We start from the raw sequence: 1,834 nt of genomic DNA on the forward strand, positions 1-1,834 counted from the left end.
CGTCCGGGCCGCGGGCGGCGAGCCGTGGGAGGGCGACCTCACGGATCCGGAGCGCCTGCGCCTGGGCATGGAGGGCTGCGACACCGTCTTCCACGCCGCCGCGCACGTGAAGCTGTCCGGCCCCCGCGCGGCCTTCCATGAGGCCAACGTGCGCGGCACGGAGGCCGTGCTGGAGGCGGCGCGCGCGGCGGGCGTGAAGCGCTTCGTGCACGTGAGCACGGAGGCCGTGCTGGTGGATGGCGGCCCCATGGTGAACCTGAACGAAACGCACCCGCTGCCCGCGCGCCCCGTGGGCCCGTACCCGTCCACCAAGGCGGAGGCCGAGTGGCGCGTGCTCCAGGTCAACTCGCCGGAGTTCACCACCGTCGCCGTGCGGCCCCGGATGGTCTGGGGGCCGGGGGACACCACCGTGCTGCCCGCGCTGGTCGCCGCGGTGAAGTCCGGGCGCTTCCGCTGGATTGGCGGCGGGCACTACCTGACGTCCACCTGCCACGTGGCCAACGCCGTGGAGGGGATGCTGCTGGCCGCGCAGAAGGGGCAGGGCGGCCAGGTGTACTTCCTCACCGACGGCCCGCCCGTGGAGTTCCGCGCCTTCGTCACCGCGCTCCTGAAGACGCAGGGCGTGGAGCCCGGCGACAGGTCCCTGCCCACCGCGCTGGCGGCGACCGTGGCCGTGGTCAGCGACTTCGTCTGGGACCTGCTGGGCCTCAAGAGCGCGCCGCCCCTGTCCCGCACGGAGCTGTTGCTCGCGGCCAGAGGTGGAGATGGAGCGCGAGAGCGAGCGGCTGAGCGGCGTACACGGCAGCGTGTCGCGCGAGGAGCTGCGCGCGCTGGCCACCGTGCCCGTCGTGGGCGAGCTGCTGGGCGACCTGTCGCAGGCCGGCTGGCTCGTGCGCCACGCGGGGCCGGTGGACGTGCCCGGACCGGGGGCCCTCTTCGTGGGGCACAACACGGTGCTCGTGTCAGGCAGGGAAGGGCGCGTGCTGGTGGACCCGTACTTCCGGCCCACGGGCGAGGTGGACCTGCCCGGCTACGGGGCGTTGCAGGCCGGGGACCTGGGGCGGGTGGACGCGGTGGTCATCACCCATTCCCACGGGGACCACTTCCACCTGGGCTCGCTGCTGCCCCTGCCGCGCGACACGCGCATCTTCGTGCCCGCGGTGGCGCGCGAGAGCCTCTTCTCCACGGACTGCGCGCTGCGGCTGAAGCAGCTGGGCTTCACGCGCGTGGAGCCCCTGCGCTGGGGGGAGTCACGGCAGGTGGAGGACGTGACGGTGCACGCGCTGCCCTTCCACGGCGAGCAGCCCACGGATGGCGAGGGTCCGCACCCGGACCTCTACAACGAGGGCAACACGTGGCTGCTGCGCTCGAAGGACTTCTCCGCCGCCTTCTTCGCGGACGCGGGCCATGACGTGCGCGGGGACATGGACGCGGTGTGCCGCCGCGTGCGCAAGCAGCAGGGGCCGGTGGACGTCCTCTTCTGCGGCGTGCGCGGCTTCCGGCTGCCGCCCATCTTCTTCGGCTTCACCACGCTGGATGCGTTCCTCGTCAACGTGCCGCGCGACGCGCTCACCACGCCGCAGCGCCTGATGGCGGGGCCGGAGGAGGCGCTGCGCTACGGCGCGCTCCTGGGCGCGCGCTACGTGGTGCCCTGCGCGGACGGCGGTGCCCCCTGGTACTGGCGCGAGGGCATGGGCCCCCGCTACGCCGGCTATCCAGGCGAGCCCGTCGCGGGCGCGAGCAACCTGGACGAGAACCCGGACGCGGACCCGTATCCGGAGCGGCTGGCCCAGGTGCGCAAGGCGCAGGGCGAGGGGCCCAGGCGCGTCCTCCT

2 protein-coding genes and 1 pseudogene are annotated in these 1,834 nt (G+C 74.0%); 2 read left to right on the top strand and 1 reads right to left on the bottom strand.

What is annotated here, in order from left to right:
- Positions 1-67 precede the first annotated feature (67 nt).
- A pseudogene (locus tag ACLEQD_RS42570) lies at positions 68-589 on the top strand (NAD-dependent epimerase/dehydratase family protein); the annotation flags it as partial.
- Here the strand turns inward: ACLEQD_RS42570 and ACLEQD_RS42575 are convergent.
- Positions 472-735: a hypothetical protein gene (locus ACLEQD_RS42575; RefSeq protein ID WP_410391678.1), complete on the bottom strand. Its 264-nt coding sequence runs from the start codon at positions 733-735 to the stop codon at positions 472-474. The pseudogene ACLEQD_RS42570 and the gene ACLEQD_RS42575 sit on opposite strands and share 118 nt — an antisense overlap.
- Positions 736-764: 29 nt before the next feature.
- Here ACLEQD_RS42575 and ACLEQD_RS42580 point away from each other — a divergent pair.
- On the top strand, positions 765-1,834 hold a 1,070-nt coding region (locus ACLEQD_RS42580; protein ID WP_410391679.1), incomplete at its 3' end, for an MBL fold metallo-hydrolase.

The sequence above is a fragment of the Corallococcus sp. 4LFB genome (assembly GCF_046520365.1).
Taxonomy (GTDB): domain Bacteria; phylum Myxococcota; class Myxococcia; order Myxococcales; family Myxococcaceae; genus Corallococcus; species Corallococcus caeni.